The organism is Streptomyces sp. NPDC107454 (assembly GCF_055582885.1).
Genome location: NZ_JBVJPA010000021.1, coordinates 45,187 through 68,761, shown reverse-complemented (window position 1 = coordinate 68,761; position 23,575 = coordinate 45,187). Strand labels below are relative to the sequence as shown.

At 70.7% G+C, this 23,575-nt stretch carries 20 protein-coding genes, 2 tRNA genes and 1 pseudogene; 12 read left to right on the top strand and 11 right to left on the bottom strand.

The genetic code is table 11. From position 1 onward, the window contains the following. Positions 1–181 precede the first annotated feature (181 nt). The 3 genes and pseudogenes from ACZ69M_RS41595 (at position 182) to ACZ69M_RS41585 (ending at position 2,690) form a co-directional block, all read left to right on the top strand. Positions 182–400, top strand: coding sequence for an excisionase family DNA-binding protein (locus ACZ69M_RS41595; protein WP_470058310.1), 219 nt, complete (start codon positions 182–184; stop codon positions 398–400). Between the two features lie 85 nt (positions 401–485). After that, a pseudogene (locus ACZ69M_RS41590) lies at positions 486–1,740 on the top strand (tyrosine-type recombinase/integrase). A gap of 101 nt (positions 1,741–1,841) precedes the next feature. Then, complete coding sequence (locus ACZ69M_RS41585) at positions 1,842–2,690, top strand: competence protein CoiA (RefSeq protein WP_470058308.1); 849 nt, start codon at positions 1,842–1,844, stop codon at positions 2,688–2,690. Between the two features lie 197 nt (positions 2,691–2,887). On the opposite strand, the gene ACZ69M_RS41580 is transcribed toward ACZ69M_RS41585, so the two are convergent. Beyond that, positions 2,888–2,959: transfer RNA gene (locus tag ACZ69M_RS41580), tRNA-Cys, on the bottom strand. Between the two features lie 9 nt (positions 2,960–2,968). Further along, a tRNA-OTHER gene (locus ACZ69M_RS41575) sits at positions 2,969–3,066 on the bottom strand. 218 nt (positions 3,067–3,284) lie between these two features. On the opposite strand from ACZ69M_RS41575, the gene ACZ69M_RS41570 reads away from it, so the two are divergent. The 5 genes from ACZ69M_RS41570 (at position 3,285) to dapE (ending at position 10,669) form a co-directional block, all read left to right on the top strand. Beyond that, entirely contained in the window at positions 3,285–4,727 is a 1,443-nt protein-coding gene (locus tag ACZ69M_RS41570) for an MFS transporter (protein ID WP_470058306.1), read from the top strand. Between the two features lie 256 nt (positions 4,728–4,983). Beyond that, positions 4,984–6,783 carry a DEAD/DEAH box helicase gene (locus ACZ69M_RS41565; protein ID WP_075029269.1) on the top strand — a complete coding sequence of 600 codons (1,800 nt, stop codon included), beginning with the start codon at positions 4,984–4,986 and terminating at the stop codon, positions 6,781–6,783. A 439-nt stretch (positions 6,784–7,222) separates the two neighbouring features. Further along, a complete protein-coding gene (locus ACZ69M_RS41560) occupies positions 7,223–7,867 on the top strand; it encodes an IclR family transcriptional regulator (RefSeq protein WP_470058304.1) in 645 nt (214 codons plus the stop codon). Between the two features lie 202 nt (positions 7,868–8,069). Continuing rightward, a complete protein-coding gene (locus ACZ69M_RS41555; protein ID WP_470058302.1) occupies positions 8,070–9,572 on the top strand; it encodes an amino acid permease in 1,503 nt (500 codons plus the stop codon). Continuing rightward, positions 9,569–10,669: a succinyl-diaminopimelate desuccinylase gene (gene dapE / locus ACZ69M_RS41550; RefSeq protein ID WP_470058301.1), complete on the top strand. Its 1,101-nt coding sequence runs from the start codon at positions 9,569–9,571 to the stop codon at positions 10,667–10,669. The genes ACZ69M_RS41555 and dapE overlap by 4 nt, the downstream gene beginning before the upstream one ends. A gap of 163 nt (positions 10,670–10,832) precedes the next feature. Here dapE and ACZ69M_RS41545 read toward each other — a convergent pair whose 3' ends face one another. Beyond that, positions 10,833–12,410, bottom strand: a complete 1,578-nt coding sequence (locus tag ACZ69M_RS41545; RefSeq protein WP_470058299.1) for a PucR family transcriptional regulator — start codon at positions 12,408–12,410, stop codon at positions 10,833–10,835. A 111-nt stretch (positions 12,411–12,521) separates the two neighbouring features. Here ACZ69M_RS41545 and ACZ69M_RS41540 point away from each other — a divergent pair, with 111 nt between their 5' ends. Genes ACZ69M_RS41540 through ACZ69M_RS41530 form a run of 3 tightly spaced genes read left to right on the top strand, consistent with a single transcriptional unit; the run spans position 12,522 to position 15,217 of the window. Then, positions 12,522–13,295: a chorismate synthase gene (locus ACZ69M_RS41540; RefSeq protein ID WP_470058297.1), complete on the top strand. Its 774-nt coding sequence runs from the start codon at positions 12,522–12,524 to the stop codon at positions 13,293–13,295. Beyond that, on the top strand, positions 13,292–14,413 hold the full coding sequence (gene menC, locus ACZ69M_RS41535) for an o-succinylbenzoate synthase (protein WP_470058296.1): 1,122 nt from the start codon (positions 13,292–13,294) through the stop codon (positions 14,411–14,413). Before ACZ69M_RS41540 ends, menC begins: the two co-directional genes overlap by 4 nt. A 15-nt stretch (positions 14,414–14,428) precedes the next feature. After that, the gene (locus tag ACZ69M_RS41530) at positions 14,429–15,217 is read left to right on the top strand and encodes a S16 family serine protease (RefSeq protein ID WP_470058294.1); all 789 of its coding nucleotides are present in this window, start codon (positions 14,429–14,431) and stop codon (positions 15,215–15,217) included. On the opposite strand, the gene ACZ69M_RS41525 is transcribed toward ACZ69M_RS41530, so the two are convergent. The 7 genes from ACZ69M_RS41525 to ACZ69M_RS41495 form a co-directional block, all read right to left on the bottom strand. Further along, positions 15,214–15,399: a hypothetical protein gene (locus ACZ69M_RS41525; protein WP_470058292.1), complete on the bottom strand. Its 186-nt coding sequence runs from the start codon at positions 15,397–15,399 to the stop codon at positions 15,214–15,216. The genes ACZ69M_RS41530 and ACZ69M_RS41525 overlap by 4 nt on opposite strands. Next, positions 15,396–15,998 carry an ArsR/SmtB family transcription factor gene (locus ACZ69M_RS41520; RefSeq protein WP_470058291.1) on the bottom strand — a complete coding sequence of 201 codons (603 nt, stop codon included), beginning with the start codon at positions 15,996–15,998 and terminating at the stop codon, positions 15,396–15,398. Before ACZ69M_RS41520 ends, ACZ69M_RS41525 begins: the two co-directional genes overlap by 4 nt. 77 nt (positions 15,999–16,075) lie before the next feature. Further along, positions 16,076–16,963 (bottom strand): glycine betaine ABC transporter substrate-binding protein, encoded by an 888-nt coding sequence (locus tag ACZ69M_RS41515; RefSeq protein WP_470058450.1) that lies wholly within the window; start codon positions 16,961–16,963, stop codon positions 16,076–16,078. Between the two features lie 152 nt (positions 16,964–17,115). After that, entirely contained in the window at positions 17,116–17,994 is an 879-nt protein-coding gene (locus ACZ69M_RS41510) for an ABC transporter permease (RefSeq protein ID WP_470058448.1), read from the bottom strand. Positions 17,995–18,095: 101 nt separating this feature from the next. Further along, positions 18,096–19,400 (bottom strand): betaine/proline/choline family ABC transporter ATP-binding protein, encoded by a 1,305-nt coding sequence (locus ACZ69M_RS41505; RefSeq protein WP_470058290.1) that lies wholly within the window; start codon positions 19,398–19,400, stop codon positions 18,096–18,098. Next, positions 19,393–20,040 carry an ABC transporter permease gene (locus tag ACZ69M_RS41500; protein WP_470058288.1) on the bottom strand — a complete coding sequence of 216 codons (648 nt, stop codon included), beginning with the start codon at positions 20,038–20,040 and terminating at the stop codon, positions 19,393–19,395. Before ACZ69M_RS41500 ends, ACZ69M_RS41505 begins: the two co-directional genes overlap by 8 nt. A gap of 19 nt (positions 20,041–20,059) precedes the next feature. Next, on the bottom strand, positions 20,060–20,530 hold the full coding sequence (locus ACZ69M_RS41495; RefSeq protein ID WP_470058286.1) for an Lrp/AsnC family transcriptional regulator: 471 nt from the start codon (positions 20,528–20,530) through the stop codon (positions 20,060–20,062). A gap of 122 nt (positions 20,531–20,652) precedes the next feature. Here ACZ69M_RS41495 and hppD point away from each other — a divergent pair, with 122 nt between their 5' ends. Beyond that, complete coding sequence (hppD, locus tag ACZ69M_RS41490; RefSeq protein WP_470058285.1) at positions 20,653–21,798, top strand: 4-hydroxyphenylpyruvate dioxygenase; 1,146 nt, start codon at positions 20,653–20,655, stop codon at positions 21,796–21,798. 167 nt (positions 21,799–21,965) lie between these two features. On the opposite strand, the gene ACZ69M_RS41485 is transcribed toward hppD, so the two are convergent. Continuing rightward, entirely contained in the window at positions 21,966–23,549 is a 1,584-nt protein-coding gene (locus ACZ69M_RS41485) for a tetratricopeptide repeat protein (protein ID WP_470058284.1), read from the bottom strand. Between the last annotated feature and the right edge of the window lie 26 nt (positions 23,550–23,575).

Sequence of the window (23,575 nt, the reverse complement as noted above, 5' to 3'; positions counted from 1 at the left end):
CCGGGGCCGGTCACCGGTCGCCCCTGATTTTTGCGGAATATCGCGGATTTTTGCGGGGCACCGCCCACCGCCACCCGCACACCACATCACCGCAGGTCAAGGGCTTCCCCCGGTATTTCTGCGGATTTTGCGGTTTGTGCGGCGGCACCTGGCCCTGAACTCAGCCCCACAGGAGTGAGCCGTGGACGAACACGACACCCCCGCCGACGACGACCCGACCCTCGTTTTCCTCAAGGTTGAAGAGGCCGCCCGCCGACTCCGCATCGGCCGGACCACCTGCTTCGCGCTCATCCGCACCGGCGAACTGGAGTCCGTCATGGTCGGCGGACTTCGCCGGGTCCCGGTCGACGCGCCAGCCGCGTATGCGACCCGTCTCCGCATCGCCCAACGCGCCGCTTGACGACGCCCGGGGCGGCGGCACTCCCGGACAGGACAGCCCGCCGCCCCGGTCCCCATCCCGACACGCAAGAAACTGGAGCCTGCCTGTGGCAGAGGACAAGAAGAAGCGCACCCGACAGCCGAACGGCCGATGCTCGATCTACCTCGGTAAGGACGGCAAGTGGCACGGCCGCGTCAGCGTGGGCGTCCGCGACGACGGCACGCCGGACCGCCGCCATGTCGAGCGCAAGACTCGCGCCGAAGTGACCGCCGCTGTGAGCGAGTTGGAGAAGCAGCGTGACGCCAAGACCGTGCGCAAGCTCGGCAAGGCGTGGACGGTCAAGGCGTGGCTGACGCACTGGGTTGAGAACGTTGCGCCTCTCGCCGTCAACGACAACACGATGGTCGGGTACCGCGTGGCCGTCCGGAAGCACCTCATTCCCGGCGTGGGGGCTCATCGTCTCGACAGGCTCAAGCCCGAGCACATCGAGGTGTTCTACGCCAAGATGCAGGCCACGGCAGCAAGCCCGCGACCGCTCACCAGGTGCACCGGACCTTCCGCACCGCGCTCAACGAGGCAGTGCGGCGGGTGTATCTCGGCAAGAACCCGGTGCAGTTGGCCAAGGCGCCCAAGACGGGGGATCACGAGGTGGAGCCCTATACCGTCCAAGAGGTACAGCGGTTGTTGAAGGCTGCTGACCGGCAACGCAACTCCGCACGGTGGGCCGTCGCCCTCGCGCTTGGTCTGCGCCAAGGGCAGGTGCTGGGATTGCAGTGGGTGGACGTGGACCTTGACGGTGGCTTCCTCGTGGTCCGCCGTAGTCGCCACCGTCCGCAGTACGCCCACGGATGCCCCGAACCTTGCGGACGCAAGACCGCTGGGTACTGCCCGCAGAAGCGACGGACCAATCCCGAGTTGTCCGTTACCAAGTCGCGGGCTGGCCGTCGCGCGGTTGGCCTTCCCGAACAGCTCGTTGACCTACTTCGCGCGCACCTCAAGGCGCAGGAAGAGGAGAGGCAGGCCGCGGGGAAGCGGTGGGTTGAGAACGGCCTGGTGTTCCCGGACGAACACGGCCGTAGCCCGTCCCACCGGCGGGACTGGTCCGAGTGGAAGGCGCTTTCGATAGAGGCGAAGGTGCGGGACGGACGTCTCCACGACGCCCGCCATACCGCCGCCACGGTTCTGCTGATCCTCGGAGTTCCCGAGCGCGCCGTCATGGGCCTTATGGGGTGGTCAACAACGGCATGGTGGATGCCGTGCGCGCCGACGTCGCGAGGCAGGTCGACGGTCTGATCTGGAAGACCGAGACTGACCGGCCGGACGATGACGGCTTGGCCGGCGATCGCGGTTCACGGGACTGAGAGGCGATTAGAACGAACAATCGATCACGCGGTGCCGTCCTGGCAGCGCGTGAGTTCTGTCCGGCTATTTCATCAGGTAGTCGGCGCGCGCCGACTACCTGATGCTACACAGGGATCAAGTAGGCAAAGCGCGGCTCGCTGGTCTGGGCACGTGCGACGCCAGTAGCCGATCTACCCCATGCCTCGGAGGTAAGTTGCTGATAGCCGAGCAGCCCGACGGTTCACGTGTTGAAGCATCACGAGACCTCGGCCAAGACACGTACTTATGCCCAATGTGCGGATCGTCGGTGATCCTCAAGCGAGGTCGAAAGGTAGCCGCTCACTTTGCCCACGCTCCCAACTCCGACTGTCCCGGAGCGGAGTCCGAGAGCTGGCGGCACCTGTTGGCAAAGCGTGTCCTGATGGACGAGTTCACGGCGCTGGGCTGGGCCGCCCAGATGGAGGTCCCGCATCAAGCGGCCGGTCGCCGTGTTGATGTCGGTGTGAAAGTGCCCCATCCTCGCGGAACTTGCTACATAGCTGTAGAGGTTCAAGACTCTGCCATTCAGGTGGACACAATGAAGGCCCGTGTCGCGGCAGACAAGCGAATCGGATATCACGCCACAGCCTGGCTGTTCACCAGCCATCGGGCCGCAGCACTCATGTATGCGGAGCCGGACCATGAGGTGCGCGTGCCAGACGAGATGCTGTGGGTTGCCAACCGCTATGGCCAAGGCATTCCGATCATCGATCCTGAGGCGCGCGCGGTCTGGGTTGCGTCGCCCGGATCAATCCACCGCGATGGAGAATCTCGCGAGTGGTACACCGAGGGCGGTGAGCTGACTGGAGTTGACTATCCCGGAAGGACGCTCCGAAAGACGAAGTCAATCGTGCGCACCCTCGGGGGCTTCCACCTTCGCCTCGTTCCCGGAAAGTTTGGCGACTCTTGGGCGGTCTCCTTCGCCTGCTGATGCATGCCGGCGTCAGTTGGGATGAGTCGCCGTGGCCGGGGCGGCTGCGCCCCCCGTGAGACGCGGATTGCACTTGTGTGATCTGCCGATGAGGGACGCGTCTGAACGGCCAACTGAGACGGCAACTGAGACGGAGGACCAAAAGGGCGACACCCAACTGGGGTGTCGCCCTTTCCTTTTGCCTGGTCAGGCACTTGAGGCCGTGGCGGGAATTGAACCCGCGTAACTCGCTTTGCAGGCGAGCCCCTGAGCCACTCGGGCACACGGCCAAGCATGAACGGCCGTAGCGGGGATTGAACCCGCGTAACTCCCCGCGGGCGGAGCCCGCTGATGGATGCGGCGCGGGCGAGCCCCTGAGCCACTCGGGCACACGGCCGTTCTCAGGTGCGGCACGGCTCACTCGTTCCGAACCTGATGGGTCGAACGTAGGCGGGGCGGAGGGCGGGCTCAAGGGGTGCGGGAGCGCTGCAACGGGACTGCCATACGCCGTTCATGAATGCCGGTTCCCGGACCTGTGGCGTACGACCAAAGGCCCAGGCGATCACGGTCTTTGGACAGGAGTCACTGTCGGTCGTGGCCCTTACGCTGGCGGTCATGACAGCGCTGGAAGCACGTGATGCCGCGACCGCCCCGCCCGGGGGCAAGGGGGAGGGAGGTGTGCTGAGCCGTCCCTATCGGGCGCTCAGCATCGGGATCGTGTTCGTGGAGCTGCTGATCGCCTTCGAGGCGACGGCCGTCGGGACGGCGATGCCCGTCGCGGCGCGGGAGCTCGACGGGGTGTCGTTGTACGCGTTCGCGTTCTCGGCGTATTTCACGACGAGTCTGTTCGGGATGGTGTTCGCCGGGCAGTGGGCGGACCTCGACGGGCCGTTCGCGCCGCTGACCACGGGGATCACGGCCTTCGCGGCGGGACTGCTGCTGTCCGGGACGGCCGGGACCATGTGGCTGTTCCTGCTCGGACGGGCGGTGCAGGGGCTCGGCGGCGGGCTGGTCGTCGTGTCGTTGTACGTCGTCGTGGTGCGGGCCTACCCGGAGCGGCTGCGCCCGGCGATCATGGCGGCGTTCGCGGCGGGCTGGGTGATTCCGTCCGTGGTGGGACCGTTGATCGCGGGCACGGTCACCGAGCACCTGGGCTGGCGCTGGGTGTTCACCGGGATACCGGTGCTGGTCGTGTTTCCGCTGGCGCTCGCGCTGCCGCGCATACGACGGCTGTCGTCCGGGCGGTCGGCGGACGCGGGGACCGCCGGTCGCGAGCCCTTCGAGCGGCGGCGCATCCGCCTCGCGCTCGGGATCTCGCTCGGCTCCGGACTCCTCCAGTACGCCGCCCAGGACCTGGACCTGTTCTCCCTCGTCCCCGGCCTCGCGGGCGCCGCGCTGCTCGTCCCTGCCGTCCTCGGGCTGCTGCCGCGCGGCACCTACCGGGCGGCGCGCGGGCTGCCGTCCGTGGTGCTGCTGCGCGGGCTGGCGGCCGGTTCCTTCATCGCCGCCGAGTCCTTCGTGCCCCTCATGCTGGTCACCCAGCGCGGGCTGTCGCCGACACTCGCCGGGTTCTCCCTCGCGGCGGCCGGCGGGACCTGGGCGCTGGGGTCGTATGTGCAGTCGCGGCCACGCACGGAGCCGTACCGGGACCGGCTGATGTTCCTCGGGATGGTGCTGCTCGCGGCTGCCGTCGCCACCGTGCCCAGCGTGCTGAACCCCGCTGTGCCCGTGTGGACCGTCGCCGTCGCCTGGGGGTTCGGCTGCTTCGGGATGGGGCTGGTGACCGCCTCGACCAGTGTGCTGCTGCTGCGCCTCTCGACGCCGGAGGAGGTCGGCTCCAACTCCGCCGCGCTCCAGATCTCCGACGGCCTTTCCAACATCGTGCTCCTCGCGGCGGGCGGCGCGGCGTTCGCGGCGCTGGGCGGCGGCAAGGTCGCGGAGACGGCCACCTCGACGGCCGGCGGTTCCCACCCCACCGCGTTCGCCGCCGTGTTCCTGCCGATGGCCGGGGTGGCGTTGGTGGGGGCCTGGGTGACGACGCGACTGCGAGAGCGGTGATCCGAAGAGAGAGCGGCGCTCCGGTTCGGGCGAGTGCGGGCCCCGTGCACCGGTCGGCCGCGTACTCCCTGGTCATGGACGTGGCGGCCGGTGTGGAGCACGGCATCGGGGTGATCGGTGGGCGGTTGCGGGGTTTGTGAGGTGGGTCCCATCCATGGGTGACCCGGCGTCGTCCGCGCGTTGACAGCTCCGGGGCGCCGGTAGGGTGGCCCGGTTGTCATACGTAGCCGAGCCGCTCGACCAAACCACGGAGACCGTGACTACCACCGCCGCCAGCGCATCCACCTCGCACCATCTCTCACCCGCCTTCCCCGGCCGCGCCCCCTGGGGCACCGCCAGCAAGCTGCGTGCCTGGCAGCAGGGGGCGCTGGAGAAGTACATCCAGGAGCAGCCCCGCGACTTCCTGGCCGTCGCCACGCCCGGCGCCGGCAAGACGACGTTCGCGCTGACGCTCGCGTCCTGGCTGCTGCACCACCACGTCGTGCAGCAGGTGACCGTGGTCGCGCCGACCGAGCACCTGAAGAAGCAGTGGGCGGAGGCCGCCGCGCGGATAGGGATCAAGCTGGATCCCGAGTACAGCGCCGGTCCGCTCAGCAAGGAGTACCAGGGCGTCGCCGTGACGTACGCGGGTGTGGGCGTGCGGCCCATGCTCCACCGCAATCGGGTCGAGCAGCGCAAGACCCTCGTCATCCTCGATGAGATTCACCACGCCGGTGACTCGAAGTCCTGGGGCGAGGCCTGCCTCGAAGCGTTCGAGCCCGCCACGCGGCGGCTCGCGCTCACCGGTACGCCCTTCCGGTCCGACACCAATCCGATCCCCTTCGTGACGTACGAAGAGGGAAACGACGGGATTCGCCGGTCCTCCGCCGACTACACCTACGGGTACGGCTCCGCGCTGGGGGACGGGGTCGTGCGGCCTGTCATCTTCCTCTCCTACAGCGGCAACATGCGGTGGCGCACGAAGGCGGGGGACGAGATCGCGGCCCGGCTCGGCGAGCCGATGACCAAGGACGCCATCTCGCAGGCCTGGCGCACCGCGCTCGACCCGCGCGGCGAGTGGATGCCCAGTGTGCTGCGCGCCGCCGACCAGCGGCTGACCGAGGTCAGGAAGGGCATCCCGGACGCGGGCGCGCTCGTCATCGCCTCCGACCAGGACTCCGCGCGCGCGTACGCCAAGCTCATCCGTGAGATCACCGGGACGAAGGCGACCCTCGTCCTGTCCGACGACACCGGGGCGTCCAACAGGATCGACGAGTTCAGCCACAGCGAGGACCGGTGGATGGTCGCCGTCCGCATGGTGTCCGAGGGCGTCGACGTGCCGCGGCTCGCCGTCGGTGTGTACGCCACCACCATCTCCACGCCCCTCTTCTTCGCGCAGGCCGTCGGCCGTTTCGTACGGTCCCGGCGGCGCGGCGAGACCGCCTCCGTCTTCCTCCCGACCGTCCCCGACCTCCTCGGCTTCGCCAATGAGATGGAGGTCGAGCGCGACCACGTCCTCGACAAACCCAAGAAGGAGGGCGAGGAGGACCCGTACGCCGAGTCCGAGCAGGAGATGGACGAGGCGAACCGGGAGCAGGACGAGGACACCGGCGAGCAGGAGCAGTTCTCCTTCGAGGCGCTGGAGTCCGAGGCAGTCTTCGACCGAGTGCTCTACGACGGCGCCGAGTTCGGGATGCAGGCCCACCCGGGGAGCGAGGAGGAGCAGGACTACCTCGGGATTCCGGGGCTGCTCGAACCCGACCAGGTGCAGCTGTTGCTCCAGAAGCGGCAGGCGCGGCAGATCGCGCACAGCCGCAAGAAGCCCGACGAGGAGGCCGACCTCCTCGAACTGCCCGCCGAGCGGCGGCCCGTGGTCTCGCACAAGGAGATGCTGGAGCTGCGCAAGCAGCTCAACACCATGGTCGGCGCCTACGTCCACCAGAGCGGCAAACCGCACGGCGTGATCCACACCGAACTGCGCCGCGTGTGCGGGGGGCCGCCGAGCGCGGAGGCGACGGCGGGGCAGCTGCGGCAGCGGATCGCCAAGGTGCAGGAGTGGGCCACCCGTATGCGGTGACGCTGGGCGGTGTGCCTGGACGGTCGCGGTTCGTGGGGCGTTGGTTGTGGTTCGGCTGCGGACCGGCTGTGGCTGGTCGCGCAGTTCCCCGCGCCCCTTCGGGGGCGCGCTCGTGTGTGCGCCGCGTGTGTGGGGGGCGTGTGCGATGCGTGGTGCGCGCCGCGCTTATCAGGACAAAGGCCCGGCAAAGGGCAGGAGTCCGTACCAGGCCATGACCGGATTCTGGACGGAGACTTCCGCTGAGCGAACCGGCTCGCTACTGTCCCGCTACGCACACGCCCCGTGGCAGCGCCGCCGCGGAGCGCAGCCGTGTAGCGACTCCGCCCGGGAAGAGCCCGGGTCGTCAGCCGACGGCGGCCTCTGAAGCGCGTCGCCGACGGGACTCGGAGACGCAACCGCCGCGAGGGGCCGCCGACCTCACCACTAAGGAGTGGGCGTCGTGACCGCGGAGACCTCTCAGACGCTCGACCGGGGACTGCGTGTCCTCAAGCTGCTCGCCGACACGGACCACGGGCTGACCGTCACCGAGCTCTCGAACAAACTGGGCGTCAACCGGACCGTTGTGTACCGCCTGCTCGCCACGCTGGAACAACACGCGCTCGTACGCCGGGATCTGGGCGGCCGCGCCCGGGTCGGCCTGGGGGTGCTGAGGCTGGGGCGCCAGGTGCATCCGCTGGTACGGGAGGCCGCGCTGCCGGCGCTGCGCGCGCTGGCCGAGGACATAGGGGCCACGGCCCATCTCACGCTCGTGGACGGCACCGAGGCGCTGGCCGTCGCCGTCGTGGAGCCGACGTGGACGGACTATCACGTCGCCTACCGCGCCGGGTTCCGTCATCCGCTGGACCGGGGCGCCGCGGGCCGCGCGATCCTCGCCGCCCGGCAGCCCGGGCAGCCGGACGCCCCGGGATACACACTCACGCACGGGGAGTTGGAGGCGGGCGCGAGCGGGGCCGCCGCTCCCCTGATAGGGGTGACCGGGGTCGAGGGCAGCGTCGGTGTCGTCATGCTCGCGGACTCCGTGCCGGAACGGGTGGGCCCGAGGGTCATGGACGCCGCGCGAGAGGTCGCGGAAGCACTGCGCTGAGACCCCGGGGCCGCACGGTGCCGAGTTGACGCCTCGTACCGCGTCGCGCTGACAGCCGTTGTTTCCCGTCACCCCCTGGCTTTGGCCGACCCGCCAAACCGTCCCCGCCATCTCTGGCCGATGCTCCCACCGTCCACCGCCCCGCCCTCCGCATGATCAGGGCACTGAAGGCGGAACGGTGAACGGCGCAGGGAGACAAGGCATGGAGACGGAGACGGTACGTACTCGGCCGGACGTCGGCCGAGGAGGCGGACGGGCGGCTCGGCTGACCCGGCGTCAGGGCGTCGGATCGCTGGTCGCCGAGGCCGCAGGGAGCCCGCTCAGGCGGACGATGGGCGTCGGGCAGCTCACCCTGCTCAGTGTGGGCGCCACGCTCGGCACCGGCATCTTCGTGGTCCTGGGCCAGGCGGTGCCGGAGGCCGGTCCCGCCATCGTCGTGTCGTTCGTCCTGGCCGGTGTGACCGCGCTGTTCTCCGCGCTGTCGTACGCCGAACTGGCCGGCATGATCCCGGGCTCCGGCTCCTCGTACAGCTACGCGTACGCCACTCTCGGCGAGCTCGTCGCCTGGGTGTGCGGCTGGTGTCTGATCCTGGAGTACGGGGTGTCCGTGGCCGCCGTCGCGGTCGGCTGGGGGCAGTACGTCAACGAACTGCTCGACCTGACCGTCGGGGTCACCCTCCCCGACACGCTCAGCGCGCCGCCCGGCGTCGGCGGTGTCCTCAACATCCCCGCCGCCGCCATTGTCGTCCTCGCCATGGTCGTGCTGCTGCGCGGAGCGAAGGAGAGCGCCGTCGCCAACACCGTCATGGTCGGCGTGAAGATTGCCGCCCTGGTGATGTTCTGCGCGGTCGCCTTCACCGCCTTCCGCGCCGGGAACTTCCACCCCCTCTTCCCGCTCGGCACCGCCGGCATGAGCGCGGGCGCCGCCTCGCTCTTCTTCTCCTACATCGGCTTCGACGCCGCCTCGACGGCGGGGGAAGAGGCGAAGAACCCGCAGCGCGACCTGCCCCGCGCGATCATCCTCTCCCTCGTCCTCGTCACCGCCCTGTACGTCCTCGTCGCGGTCGCCGCGCTCGGCGCGATGCCGTGGAAGAGGTTCGAGGGCACGGAGGCCACGCTGAGCGAGGTGCTCGTGCAGTCCGTCGGCGGCGGCAGCCTGTGGCCGATCCTGCTCTCCATCGGGGCGGTCGTCGCCACCACGAGCGTCGTGCTCACCGTCCAGTACGGGCAGATCCGCATCCTCTTCGCGATGTCGAGGGACGGGCTCGTGCCGCCGCTGTTCTCCAAGGTGCACCCCACCACCGGGGTGCCGCGCGCGGGCACGGTCATCGTCTCCGCCTTCATCGCCGTGCTCGCCGCGCTCGTCCCGCTGGGCGCGCTCGCCGACGCCACCAGCATCGGTACGCTCTTCGCCTTCATGCTGGTCAACCTGGCGGTCGTTCTGCTGCGCCGCCGCAGCCCGGAGGCACCCCGCTCCTTCCGGGTGCCCTTCTCGCCGGTGACGCCGATCCTGGGGGTGGGCTTCTGCGTCTACATGCTGTTCAGCCTGGGGCCGGACACGTGGGCCGCGTTCGGCGCGTGGATGGCCGTCGGCCTGGTGATCTACTGGCTGTACGGGATCAAGCACTCCAAGCTTGGCGACCCCCTCGGCTCGGGCGACCCCCTCGGCTCCGGCGACAAACTCGGCGACAAGGACGCGGCGTGAACACCCTCGACCACCCCCTCGACCACCCCCTCGATCTCACCGCCGACGTCGTCGACCTCACCCGCGCCCTCGTCGACCTCCCCTCCGAGAGCGGCGAGGAGGACCGGCTCGCGGACGCCGTCGAGGCGGCCCTCGCCACCCTCCCGCACCTCACCGTGGAGCGGATCGGCAACTCGGTGGTCGCCCGCACCGACCTCGGGCATCCCGAACGGATCCTGATCGCGGGCCACCTGGACACCGTGCCCGCCGCCGGGAACCTGCCGTCCGTCCTGCGGGGCGACCTCCTGTACGGGCTCGGCGCCTGTGACATGAAGGGCGGTGTCGCCGTCGCACTCCGGCTGGCGGCGACGGTCCCCGAGCCCACCCGCGACCTCACGTACGTCTTCTACGAGTGCGAGGAGGTCGAGGGCGACCGCAACGGGCTCGGCCGGATCGCCGCCGTACGGCCGGAGTTGCTGAACGCCGACCTCGCGATCCTCATGGAGCCGTCCGACGCCGGGGTCGAGGCGGGCTGCCAGGGTGTCCTGATGGCCGACATCACGGTCCGCGGCGAGCGCGCGCACACCGCGCGGGCCTGGCGGGGGGTGAACGCCGCGCACCGCGCCGGGGCCGTCCTCCAGCGCCTCGCCGACCACACCCCGGAGCGGGTCGTGATCGACGGCCTGGAGTACCGGGAGGGGCTGAACGCCGTCGCCGTACGCGCGGGGGTCGCGGGCAACGTCGTCCCCGACGAGTGCGTGATCACCGTCAACTCCCGTTTCGCGCCGAGCCGTTCGGCCAAGGAGGCGGAGCAGTACGTACGGGATCTGTTTCCCGGGGACGAGTACGAGGTCGACGTCACGGAGGTCGTGCCGGGCGCGCTGCCCGGGCTCGACCGGCACGCGGTCGCCTCGCTCGTCCGCGTGCTGGGGTCCACGCCCCGTCCGAAGCTGGGCTGGACGGACGTGGCCCGTTTCGCCGCCCTCGGCACGCCCGCCCTCAACTACGGCCCCGGCGACCCGGTCCTCGCCCACACGGCGGGGGAGTACGTCCCCGTGGCGCAGCTGCGGGCGTGCGAGGAGCGACTGGCGGGGTGGCTCAGGCGGGCAGGGCGCTGAGCTCCCGCAGGAACTCGGTGAAGACGTAGGGCTGTTCCGTGTTGGCGTAGTGGGCGGTGACCTCACCGACGCGGACGTGGAGAGGTGTGTACGCGTGCTGACGCGCATGCCGGAGGTCTTCGAGGACGTGGACGTCAACTGACGGCCGGGCCCGAAGGGCGGCTCAGTGGCGGCTGCCGAGCCCGCCCAGCGTCCTCAACTGGAGCCACAGCACCAGCCGTTCGTCGGGATCGTCGAGGTCGATGCCGAGCTGCTGACGGGCCTGCCGGAGGCGGTAGCGGCAGGTGTTGGCGTGCACGGCGAGCAGCCGCGCCGCGCCCGCCATGTCGCAGCCCGCGTCCAGCCAGGCGACGAGGGTGCGCGCGTACTCGGTGCCGTGCTCGGTGTCGTGCGCGAGGACCCGCCGCCACCCGCCCTCGCTCAACTCCCGCCGCTCGCCCAGGACTTCGGCGAGCCGCAGCAGGGTGACGCGCGGCCTCACCTCCTCCACGGTCGCCACCGGCAGCTCAGGGCCCAGCACCCGCAGGACGAGGTCGGCGTCGTCCCGGGAGGCCCGCACCTCCGCGAGCCCGCCGACCACATCCCCCAGCCCGGCCCGCACGGGCACCCGCAGCGCCTGTCCGGCCCGCCCCACGATGTCCTCCGCCAGCCCTCTGTGGCGCGCTCCGCCACGCTCCCCGAACGCCGGCAGCAGCGCGTACACGACCCCGTCGACGAGAACGCCGGCGTGCCGCCCGTAGCGCGCCTCGCACTGCAGGCGTACGAGATCCAGGAGCCGTAGCGCGGTCTGTTCGACGTCCGCCGCCGAGACGCTGGAGTCCAGGACGAAGGCGGCCACGCGCACGGGCGCCGGGCTTCCGTCCGGGCCGAGGCCCATGCCCAGGCGGTGGGCGGCGCCCGCCGGGTCGGCGGTGCCGTCGAGCAGGCGGCGCAGCAGGTCGCCGTTCTGGTGGCGGGCCAGCTCCTGCGCGGCGCGGGCCCGCAGCAGGAGCAGCGCCGCCGTGGACGCGCCCTGGGCGAGGGCCTCCTCGGCGTCCGGCGCGAGGCCACCGTCGTCGACGACCCAGAGCGAGCCGAGGGTCTCGCCGCCCGCCCGGACGGGGACGGCGAGCCGCGGCAGGTTGTCGCTGCCCTCCAGCGCGGGCAGCCGGACCACACCCTCGGCCGCGAACAGCACCCGGTACTGCTCCGAGTTCGCGGGGCTCCCGGGCACCTGGAGGCCGAGGATGCCCGTGCGGCGGTCCTCGTCGACCGGCTGCCCCGGAACCGTCGAGTAGGCGAGGATCCGCTGCCGCGGGTCCTCGATCGCGGTGGCGCCACCGACGGCCGCGGCCACCGCGTCGGCCAGCGCGAACAGGTCCCCCAGACCGCTCCCGGCGGCCGACGGCCGGGCGCCGATCGCGGAGGCCAGCAGCAGATGTACGTGGTGCCACGCGGCGTCCTCGTCCACGGACAGCAGGGCCACACCCGCCGACTCCGCCTCCGCGAGCGGGCCGTCCGCGCCGCGTACGACCAGCCCGCTCATCCCCGCCTCCGCCGCCGCCCGCGCCAGCGGCCCCGCCGCGGACGCCCGCACCCCGACCGCGAGCAGCAGCGCCCCGGGCGCACGGGTCAGCGGCGCGTGGGCGTCGTACAGCAGCGCCTCCGTGACGGGCACGGCGAGCCCGGCGGGCGCGGTCCGCAGCCGTACGGAGGGGCCGCCGACGACGTCCAGCAGGTCACCGAGGGTGCAGGCGTCCACGCGGCTCCTTCCCGAGGGGATGGCACGGTTGGCCGATCTCATCAGGAACGTACGCGCGTGTTGTCCTGATGTACAACGTGGGCGCCGCCGCGAGCTTCGACACTCGGTTCCATGACCGAAGAAGTGAGCATCCGTACCGTTCACGACGTCGCCGGGATCGCCGCGGTGGCCGACCTCTTCAGCGACGTCTGGCAGACGCCCCGCAGCAGCCCGCCCTATCCGGCGGAGGTGCTGCACAGCCTGGCGCACGCCGGGGGCGCGGTGCATGCCGCGTACGACGGGACACGGCTGGCCGGAGCCGCCGTCGCCGTGTTCGGGCAGCCGGGGCGGCAGGACACGTACTCCCTGGTCGCCGCGGCCGATCGCGGGCTCGGGTACGCCGTGAAGCAGGCCCAGCGCGCCTGGGCCCTGGAACACGGCGCCCGCACCATGCGCTGGACCTTCGATCCGCTGGTCGGCCGCAACGCCCGCTTCAACCTGGTCAAGCTGGGGGCCACCGGCACGGAGTACCTGGTCGACTTCTACGGGCCCATGGCGGACGGGGTGAACGACGGGGACGAGAGCGACCGGCTGACGGTGACCTGGGATCTGACCGCCCCCCGTACGCCCCAGGAGACAGGCGACCGTGACGCCGCGCCCGCCACCCACCTCGCCCCCGACGGCGCCTTCCTCGCCCGCCGCGACACCTCCGACCTGCACATCTGGTGCCGGGTCCCGGACGACATCGTCAAGCTGCGCGCCGCCGACCCGACGCTCGCGCTGCGCTGGCGCCACGCCGTCCGCGCGGTCTTCACGGAGGCCTTCGCCGAGGGATACGCCGCCACCGCGATGTCCCGCGACGGCTGGTACACCCTCACCCGCCCCGCCACGGAAGGCGCCGCATGAAACTCGAACGCGTCGAAGTCGTCCACATCGCGCTGCCCCTCGTCACCCCCTTCCGTACCTCCTTCGGGACCATGACGACGAAGGACACCTTCCTCCTGCACGTCGTCACGGACGCGGCCGAGGGCTGGTCGGAGTTCGCCGCCGACCCCGAGCCGCTGTACTGCTCGGAGTTCGTGGCCGGCGCCGAGATCGTGCTGCGCGACTTCCTGCTGCCGCGCGTGGCTGCCCTCCCGCACCTCACGGCCGCCGCGCTCGCCCCCGCGATGGCGAAGATCAAGGGGCACGAGCTGGCCAAGGCGGCCCTGGAGACGGCCGTCCTCGACGCCGAGCTGCGCGCCCACGGCATGTCGCTCGCGACCTACCTCGGAGCCGTCCACGACCGCGTGCCCGCCGGGGTGTCGGTCGGCATCAAGGACTCCGTCCCGGCACTCCTCGACGATGTCGAGCGCTACCTCGCCGAGGGGTACGTCCGGATCAAGCTGAAGATCGAACCCGGCTGGGACCTGGAGCCCGTACGGGCCGTGCGCGAGCGCTTCGGCGACGCGCTGCCGCTCCAGGTGGACGCCAACACGGCGTACTCGCTCGCGGACGCCGAGCACCTGCGCCGGCTCGACGCGTTCGGACTGCTGCTCGTCGAGGAGCCACTGGAGGAGAACAACCTCCACGCGCACGCACGGCTCCAGCAGCGCATCGCCACCCCCGTCTGCCTCGACGAGTCCCTGCACAGCGCCCGCGACACCGCCTCCGCGATCGCCATGGACGCCTGCCGGGTCGTCAATGTGAAGCCCGCCCGGGTCGGCGGCTACCTGGAGGCGCGCCGCATCCACGACGTCGCCCACGCGCACGGCGTACCGGTCTGGTGCGGCGGCATGCTGGAGACGGGCATCGGCCGGGCCCCGAACCTGGCCCTGGCGGCCCTGCCGGGCTTCACCCTCCCCGGAGACACCTCCGCCTCCAGCCGCTACTTCGCCGAGGACATCACCGAGCCCTTCGTCCTTCAGGACGGACATCTGCCGGTGCCGCGCACCCCGGGCATCGGGACCGAGCCGCTGCCGGAGGCGCTGCACCGCTTCACCACCGCCCGGCGGGACCTGTACGGAGGCCGCGCCGAACGGTGACGTTAGATTGATCCTGTGCTCTCTCGCCTCACACGCCTCCAGGCCATCACCGTCTGCGCCGCTCCCGTCGTGGCCCTGCTCGCCACGGCGGCGTTCGCGCCGCTGCCGTTCTCCGTGGCGCAGCCCGGGATGACGGCGAACGTCCTGGGCGAGAACAAGGGCGACCCGGTGATCACGATCAGCGGAGCGCCCACCCGGCAGACGAACGGGCAGCTGCGGATGACGACGATCGAGGCGACCGGGCCGGACGCGAGCGTCAGCCTGGGTGACGTGATCGACGGCTGGTTCCGTACGGACCGGGCCGTGATGCCGCGCGGCTCGGTCTACCCGAGCGGGAACTCCGTGAAGGAGATCGAGCAGCACAACGCGGACGAGATGAAGAAGTCCCAGGACACGGCCACCGAGGCGGCCCTGGCCTATCTGCACGAGAAGAACGACGTGAAGGTCACGCTCAAGCTGGCCGACGTCGGCGGGCCCAGCGCCGGACTGCTCTTCACGCTCGGGATCATCGACAAGCTGGACGGCGACGGCAGCGGCGGCGACCTCACGGGCGGTCGCACCGTCGCGGGTACGGGGACGATCGACGCCGACGGCAAGGTCGGCGCGGTCGGCGGGGTCGCCCTGAAGACGCAGGCCGCCCGGCGCGACGGCGCGACGGTCTTCCTGGTCCCGAAGGCGGAGTGCTCGGACGCCAAGTCGGAACTGCCCAAGGGGCTGCGACTGGTTCCGGTGACCACGCTCAAGGGCGCGGTCGACGCGCTGGTGTCCCTGGAGAAGGGGAAGGGCTCGGTTCCGAGCTGTTAGGCGACCGCCGGCTTCGGTGCGGCGGCGAGGCGCAGGCCGACCTCCACGAGGGTCCAGCCGAGGCGCGTCCGCAGTTCACCGGGGCGCCGGGCGGAGACGGCCAGGCGGTGGGTCTCGGCCTGGGCCCGGAGCTCGGCGGCGCGGGTGTGATGCAGGGCGAGGTGGGTCTCGGCGTGCGTCATGGGTGCGTCTCCGTTCGGTCCTGCGCGATGGGGAAGGCGTGGGTGTGGATGCGGACCTGCGCGGCGTCGGGGTCGTCCTCGGGGCGGGCGAGGGGCCGGTAGCTTTCGAGCAGGTCGTGCATCTTCTGCACGAGCTCACGGGTGAGCTCGGGTGTCAGCCGTAGCGTCTCGCTGCTCATGTCCCAGACGTCGGACCATTCCTCCGGCCACTGGGTCCGGTTGCCCAGCCAGGTCGACAGGTCCCGGGTGTGCCGGGTCGCGACCTCGTGGAGGTACAGGTCGGCGGCCCCGCGCACGACCGGGTCGGTGTCCGTGAGCAGAGAGTCGTCGAACCTCAGGCCCCGGTGGGTCGCCTTCCACCACCGCTCGCGCCCCTTGCCCCGCTCCGGGGCGTCCTCGACGAAGCCGTGGGCGGCGAGTTGTCGCAGGTGGTAGCTGGTGGCACCGCTCGACTCGCCCAGCTTCTCGGCGAGCTGGGACGCGGTGGCCGGACCGCCGACGCGCAGAGCGTCCAGGAGCTGCATGCGCAAGGGATGTGCGAGCCCGCGCAGGGAGCGGGCGTCGAGATTGTGGACCTGGGGATCCTGGGGCTCTTCCATGCATCCAAAGCTAGCGTTGCAAAGAAGTGGTTGCAAGGGTTTCTTTGCATCCACTTCTTTGGAAGCCGTCGCCCCGCTCACCCTCCCTTGACGAACCCCTCCTGCTTCATCCAGTCCAGCGCCACCTGATGCGGATCCTGCCCGTCGACGTCCACCTTGGAGTTCAGGGTCTGGGCCACGTCGTTGTCGAGCTTCTTGGTGATCGGGTCCAGGACCTGGGCGATCGCCGGGTACTTCTTCAGGGCCTTGGAGTTGATCACGGGCGCCGCGTTGTAGTTGGGGAAGAACTTCTTGTCGTCCTCCATCACCGCCAGGTTCATCGACTTGATGCGCCCGTCGGTGGTGAACACCTCCCCGTACGTGCAACTCCCCTTGGCCACCTGGGTGTAGATGATCCCGGTGTCCATCTGCGTGATGTTCTTCGCGGGCAGACTCATCCCGTACGCCTTCTCCATGCCCGGCAGCCCGTCGGCCCGGTTGGCGAACTCGCTCTCCACGCACAGCGTGACCGCGCCCGGGTTCGACCTGGACAGCGCGGCCACGTCGGAGAGCGTCTTGGTGCGGTACTTCTTGAAGTTGGCCCGGTTCATGGCGAGCGCGTACGTGTTGTTGAGCGCGGACGGCGGCAGCCAGCTCAGCCCGTTCTTCAGGTCGGCGTCGCGCACCGCCTGCCACTGCTGCTGCGGGTCGGGGATGGGCCTGCTGTTGCCGAGGTACGTGATCCAGGCAGTGCCCGTGTACTCGTACATCCCGTCCGCGTCCCCGCTCTTGACGGCCTCCCGCGCGCCGATCGAACCCTGGATGCCCGTCCGGTCGAGGACGTCCGCGCCGGCCGCCTGGAAGGCGATGCCCATCATCGCGCCGAGGATCAGCTGCTCGGTGAACTCCTTCGACGTCACCGTCAGATGAGCGCCCTTGAGCGGCTTCCCCTGCCCGATCGAGCCGGGCGTGACGTTGTCGACCATGGGGGAGCCGCTGGTGAGCCCGCAGCCGGCGGCCAGGACCAGCGCTCCGGCCAGCGCCGGAGACGTACGTCGCGCGGCGGACGCGGGGCCCGTACGTCGCGGGGCGGGCGCGCGGTCCGTACGTCTTGCGACGGGTGCGGAACCCGTACGTCTCATGAGCCCGCCTCCAGTCCGTGCGGCCTGAGCAGCAGTTCGACCAGGGAGGCGAGCCAGTCCACGAGCAGGGCCAGTGAGATCGTGAGGACCGAGCCGAGGACCAGGACGGGCATGCGCTGGGTGGTGATGCCGGTGGTGATCAGGACACCGAGGCCGCCGCCCCCGCCGAAGGTGGCGAGGGTCGCCGTGCCCACGTTCAGGACCAGCGCCGTCCGTACGCCCGCGAGGATCAGCGGCACGGCCAGCGGGAGTTCGATGCGGGTCAGCACCCCCAGAGGGGACATCCCGATGCCGCGGGCCGCCTCCAGCAGGGTCGGGTCGTTGGCCTTCAGGCCCGCGATCGTGTTGGAGAGGACCGGAAGGATGGCGTAGACGGTGATGCCGATCAGGGCCGCCCGCTGGCCGGTGCCCAGCCAGATGACCAGCAGCGCCAGCAGGCCGATCGCGGGCGTGGCCTGCCCCATGTTGGCGAGCGTCATCGCGACCGGGGTCGCCTTCCGGAACGCCGGCCGGGTGAGCAGGATGCCCAGGGGGATCGCGATGATCAGCACGAAGAAGGTGGAGATCGCGGTCAGCCGGATCTGCTGCCACAGGGCCTTCGGCACCTGGCCGTTCGACAGCGCGTTCTCGGAGATCGGGTCCAGCCGGGCCTGCTGGAACCAGAGCCAGGTGGCCAGCAGCACGGCCGCGAGGACCAGGGGCAGGAAGGTCAGCTTCTGCCAGCTGATGCGGCGCTTGAGGACGACCTTCGGATGCGGCGCCTCCCCCTCGGCTCCGCCTTCACCGTCCCCGGGAAGGCCTTCGGGAAGGTCCTCGGGGAAGTCCCCGGAGTCCGGGGAGAACTCGCCGTCGTCCCGGAACGCGAGCCCCTTCACCTCGTGCTCGCCCTCGGGCCGCTCCCTGCGCTGTGCCTCGCGCCGTTCCTTGGGCCGTTCCTCGGGCCGTTCCTTGGGCCGCTCGTCGGGCGGGGGAGTGCTCACGCCTTCGCCTCCCCGCCGCCGACGCCCTCCTGCTCGAAGTGGGTCTGCTGGGCGCGCGCCTCCTCCAGCTCGTGCTGGTGCTCCATCGCCTCCAGCCGGTCCGCCTCCAGCAGCTCGTGCACGGAGTTCATCAGCGTCTCCATGTCGACGACACCGGTGAACTCGCCGCGCCGCCCGGTGACCGCGACCCGGCCGGTGTTGTCGATGAGCACCGCCTCCAGCGCGTCCCGCAGCGTGGCGTCCCGGGTCACCGTGTCGTGCACCAGCGTGCCCGCCCGCGCCAGCGAACCCCGGGCCCGCATCAGGTCGCCGCGCCGCAGCCACTTGTACGGGCGGCCCCGCCGGTCGAGCAGCAGGATCTCGTTCGTGCCGCTGCTTCTGAGCTTGTTGAAGATCTCCTGGAGCGGGTCGTCCACGGTGACCGTCGGACAGTCGGTGATCTCCACATCCCGTACCCGGGTGAGATTGAGCCGCTTCAGCGCCGCGCCCGCGCCCACGAACCCCGACACGAAGTCGTCGGCCGGGTTGGTGAGGATCGCCTCCGGGGTGTCGAACTGCGCGATGTGCGAGTGCTCGCGCAGCACCGCGATCCGGTCACCGAGCTTGATCGCCTCGTCGAAGTCGTGGGTGACGAAGACGATCGTCTTGTGCAGCTCGCGCTGGAGCCGGATCAGCTCGTCCTGGAGGTGGTCGCGGGTGATCGGGTCCACGGCGCCGAAGGGCTCGTCCATCAGCAGCACGGGCGGGTCGGCCGCGAGCGCCCGGGCCACGCCCACGCGCTGCTGCTGGCCGCCGGAGAGCTGGCGCGGATAACGTCCCTGGAACTCGCCCGGGTCGAGGCCGACCAGGTCCAGCATCTCCTCGACGCGCGCCCTGATCCGCGACTTCGACCAGCCGACCATCTTCGGTACGAGGGCGATGTTCTGGGCGACCGTCATGTGCGGGAAGAGACCGGACGCCTGGATGGCGTAGCCGATCTTGCGGCGCAGCTTCACCGGGTCCATGTCGGTGACGTCCTCGGCGTTGATGCGGATGCGGCCGCTGGACGGTTCGATCAGCCGGTTGATCATCTTGAGCGTGGTGGACTTGCCGCATCCCGACGGACCCACGAAGACGACCAGCTCGCCCGCCTTGATCTCCATGTTGACGCTGTCCACGGCCGGTTCCCGGCTGCTGGGGTAGCGCTTGGTGAGGTTCTCCAGCTCGATGGTGGCGCCGGTCGTGGAGGTGTGCGCGCCCTTCGTGCCCTCCCCGCCCTTCGTGCCCTCCGGTGGCTCCGCGACCTCGGTCGGCTCAGGCACGGATCCCCCTCGGAATGGTCAGCCGGCCGATGAGGACGTAGGCGGCGTCGAACAGCAGCGCGAGGATGATGATCCCGATCGTGCCCGCGAGTACCTGGTTGAGCGCGTTCCTGCTGCCCAGGGACGCGAGGCCGCGGAAGATCTCGTTGCCGAGGCCGGGTCCGGAGGCGTACGCCGCGATCGCCGCGATACCCATCAGCATCTGCGTGGAGACCCGGATACCGGTGAGGATCGGCGGCCAGGCCAGCGGCAGCTCGACCTTCAGCAGCCGGGCCGGCGCGGACATGCCGATGCCCTTCGCCGCGTCGACCAGCGCGGGGTCGACCCCGCGCAGGCCCACGATCGCGTTGCGCACGATCGGCAGCAGCCCGTACAGCGTCAGCGCGATCACCGTGGGCGGCACGCCCAGGCCCACGAGCGGGATCAGCAGACCGATCATGGCGAGCGACGGGATGGTCAGGATGGTGGAGGTGGTGGTCGTGGCGACGCCGCCCGCCCAGCCGCTGTGATAGGTGACGACGCCGATCACCACACCGATGAGCGTCGCGACGACCATGCACTGGAAGACCACGCTGGCGTGCTGGTACGCGTCCGTGAGCAGCTGCTGATGGCGGCTGCTCAGGTACTGCCAGAAGTTCACGCCACCTCCCGGTCGTCGGTCAGTGCTCGGTCGCCGCCTGCTCCACCAGCGGGATGATCCGCAGCGGAACGGGGTTCTCCATGACGATCGCCGTGGAGGCCCGGACGATGCCATCAAAACCGACGACCCGGTCGATCACACGTTGGAGATCGGCGTTCGAGCGGGCCACCAGGCGGCACAGCATGTCGCCGCTGCCGGTGGTCGTGTGCAGCTCCAGCACCTCGGGGACGGTCGCCAAGTGCGCCCGTACGTCGGTGCCTTGTCCCTGCCTGATCTGCAGCGTCGCGAAGGCCGTGACGGGGTAGCCGAGCGCGGCCGGATCCACCTGCGGTCCGAATCCCCGGATGACTCCATTCGATTGAAGGCGGTCGAGCCGGGCCTGCACGGTGCCGCGCGCGACCCCGAGCCGCCGGGACATCTCCAGTACGCCGATGCGTGGCTCCTCGGCCAACAGCACGATGAGCCGGCCGTCCAGGTGATCGATTCCCATGCCGCCCTCCCGGGTGGTCATCATGTACAGAACGCCCGCTCACATGGACGTTTTGCTGAGCACATTGTCCAGCTCTCCCACAAACTATTGCGCACCTTGTGGAACGGAGGGAGTCTGCGGCCATGACGCAGACCACAGACCTCACTCCCGACACCGCCCGGCAGGCAGACCCCTTCCCGGTCAAGGGAATGGACGCGGTCGTCTTCGCCGTCGGCAACGCCAAGCAGGCCGCGCACTACTACTCCACGGCCTTCGGCATGCGGCTGGTCGCCTACTCCGGACCGGAGAACGGCAGCCGCGAGACGGCGTCGTACGTCCTCGAGAACGGCTCGGCACGCTTCGTCCTCACCTCCGTCATCAAGCCCACCACCACCTGGGGCCACTTCCTGGCCGAGCACGTGGCCGCGCACGGCGACGGGGTCGTCGACCTCGCCATCGAGGTCCCGGACGCGCGCGCCGCGTTCGCGTACGCCGTCGAGCACGGCGCCCGCCCGCTCGCCGAGCCCTACGAGCTCAAGGACGAGCACGGCACGGTCGTCCTCGCCGCGATCGCCACGTACGGCGAGACCCGGCACACGCTTGTCGAACGCACCGGCTACGACGGCCCGTACCTCCCCGGGTTCACCGCCGCCGCCCCGATCGTCGAACCGCCCGCCCACCGCACCTTCCAGGCCATCGACCACTGCGTCGGCAACGTCGAACTCGGCCGCATGAACGAATGGGTCGGCTTCTACAACAAGGTCATGGGCTTCACGAACATGAAGGAGTTCGTGGGCGACGACATCGCGACCGAGTACAGCGCGCTGATGTCGAAGGTCGTCGCCGACGGCACGCTCAAGGTCAAGTTCCCGATCAACGAGCCCGCCATCGCCAAGAAGAAGTCCCAGATCGACGAGTACCTGGAGTTCTACGGCGGCGCGGGCGTCCAGCACATCGCGCTGAACACCAACGACATCGTGCAGACCGTACGCACCATGCGCGCGGCCGGGGTCCAGTTCCTGGACACGCCCGACTCGTACTACGACACCCTCGGCGAGTGGGTCGGCGACACCCGGGTCCCCGTCGACACCCTGCGCGAGTTCAAGATCCTCGCCGACCGCGACGAGGACGGGTATCTGCTGCAGATCTTCACCAAGCCGGTCCAGGACCGGCCGACCGTCTTCTTCGAGATCATCGAGCGGCACGGCTCGATGGGCTTCGGCAAGGGCAACTTCAAGGCGCTCTTCGAGGCGATCGAGCGGGAGCAGGAGAAGCGCGGCAACCTGTAGGAATCATCTGCGGAAATCTGTCAGCTGATATCCGTCATCTGATATCTGATAGCCGTCAGCCGTCAGCCGTCAGCCGTCAGCCGTCAGCCGTCAGCCGTCAGCCGTCAGCCGATATCTGTCAGCGGCTATCTGCCGACGGTCAGCGGTTATCTGTCAGCGGCCCTCGGTCATCGCGACGCCGTGCGCCGCGGTGCCGGCGCCGATGCGTGTGGCCCGGGTCGACGGGTCGCCCTCGGGGCCGCCGGGTTCGCCGGATTCACGGCGGTGCCCGGCGGCCCCGCCGCACCCCCCGGTTCCGCCGGGGTCTCGTCCTTCGGCTCGGGCGGCGGCTCCGCGGGCGGTTCGCCGAGGGCGGCCAGGTCGTGCCGGGCCTGGGGGGCGAGGACGGGGGAGAAGTACGGGTTGATCTGGAGGGACTCCGCGATGTGGCGGCGGGCGGGCGCGAGCAGGCCCAGCTCGCGTTCGATCTGCCCCCGGTGGTAGACGTACAGCGCGCTGCGGACGCCGCCGCCCTTCGTCTTGTCCGTCGCCTTCGCCGCGAACTTCAGCGCCTCCTCGTCCTCCTCCGCCCGGTGCAGCGCCCACCCCAGCGCGTCCGCGACGGCGACCCCGGGCTGGCGCGCCCACTCCTCGCGCAGCCGGCGCACCGCGCCCTCCGGATCGCCGTGGTCCGCCTCGAACAGCCCGAGGACCAGTTCGTCGTCGACACCGGCCGCGGCGTCGGTGCGCACCCGCTCCCGCAGCAGGGCGTACTGCGTCTGTGCCGCGTCGCGCACTCCCAGCGTCTCGTACAGCTCGCCCAGCTCCAGCGCGTACCGCGGATCGGGCTCCTGGGCGAGCGCCGTCTGGTACGCACGCAGCGCCTCCGCGTTGCGCCCGAGCGCCGCCAGCGCACGCCCCTGTCCGGCGAGCGCGCCGTACTGGTCGGGGTCGATGCTCAGCGCGGCCTCGTAGTAGCGCAGCGACTCCTCGCGGTCCCCGCGCTCCCACGCGAGCCAGCCCGTCTGCGCCAGCCAGGTCGCCCGCTCGGCCGGAGTGGTGGCACTCGCCGCCGCGTCCGCGAGGGAGGCCACCGCGTCCTCGCGCCAGCCGCGTTCCCAGTACACCTGGGCGGCCTCGGCCAGCACCGGCGGCCCGTGGTGCAGCCCCTGGAGTTTCTCCAGCGCGCCGCGGCTCGCCTTGTAGTCACCGAGGCCGCTGCAGGAGGCGATCAGCAGCGGATACGCCGTCCACCGCTTCGGGGCCAGCTTCAGCGCCTCCTCGGCCCACTTCCGCCCGGTCCGGAAGTCGTTGCGGGCGTTGGCGAGCGCGGCCAGCCCCTCCAGCGCCGTCAGGTTCCCCTTCGGTTTCGTCTCCAGCGACGTGCGCAGCGCCTGTTCGGCCTTCGGGAAGTACGCGGGTGTGGCCGTTCGCCGCCCCTGCTCCACGTAGGCCGCGCCGAGCACCGCCCACGACCGCTCGTCACGCGGATGGGCGCGCAGATGGGCCTCGTGGTCGCCGATGAGCGCCAGCAGATCGGGCAGAGCGGCGGGCACCCCGGCCCCCACCGCCGTCGCCGCCCGCGCCGCCGGACCCGCCGACGGCGGCGCCGCGGTCCGCCGCTGCGAGGGCAGCAGCACCAGCACCCCGCCGAGGACGACAGACCCCGCCACCAGGCCGATCAGCACGTGCTTGGCGACGGAGGGACGCCGCCCGGAGGGCCCCTGAGGCGTGAGCCCCGTGAGCACCGGCTGTCGCTCTTCGATCTCCATGCGGCTCACTGTGCGTCAATACGAAG